Here is a 519-nt window from a genome sequence, read left to right as displayed (position 1 = left end):
ATTATTTTCTCCTTGAAAGTACCTGTTGGGCAATATTAGGGACATCACCGTCGCGGGCGAGGGTTGCCAGTGCGTCATACAATGAAACGTTGCCGACCAGCACATCAAAGTCGCTGTCTTGGCAGGGTTGTTTGGGCAGGCAAGCACCGGGTTTTATCACGGCAAACGCGGGGACACGTTGGATCCCCAGTTGCTTGAACCACAACGGATTGATGGCCATGCCGCTGTTGATGACCTCATCGTCTTCGCTGTGGATCAGCGATTGAATGGCGGCCACGGTGGCGGGGAACCCTTGGGGTAATACCCCTCGAATAATGATCGGTACTTGTAAATCACTGCTTTGTATCATCAATTGCTTTAAGGCAGTCGGTGGCATGGTCAGAGAAGCAAAAACAATCACGCCTTTTGCGGCACTGTTGGGGTTGTCCCCGATATCGGCCTGTTTCAATATGGGGGACAGGGCGTCGTGTTGGGTCGCCCGCATCTCAGTTTCAAATTCTTTGGCGTTTTGCCACAGCG

At 52.6% G+C, this 519-nt stretch carries 1 protein-coding gene; it reads right to left on the bottom strand.

Features of this window, described 5'->3' with window-relative positions:
• Position 1: 1 nt before the first annotated feature.
• On the bottom strand, positions 2-519 hold a 518-nt coding region (gene trbC / locus C9J12_RS30430), incomplete at its 5' end, for a type-F conjugative transfer system pilin assembly protein TrbC (RefSeq protein ID WP_107247144.1).

It is taken from the genome of Photobacterium frigidiphilum, assembly GCF_003025615.1.
GTDB classification, from domain to species: domain Bacteria; phylum Pseudomonadota; class Gammaproteobacteria; order Enterobacterales; family Vibrionaceae; genus Photobacterium; species Photobacterium frigidiphilum.
Note: the sequence above shows the minus strand (reverse complement) of the source record. Positions and strands in the feature narration are given on the sequence as shown.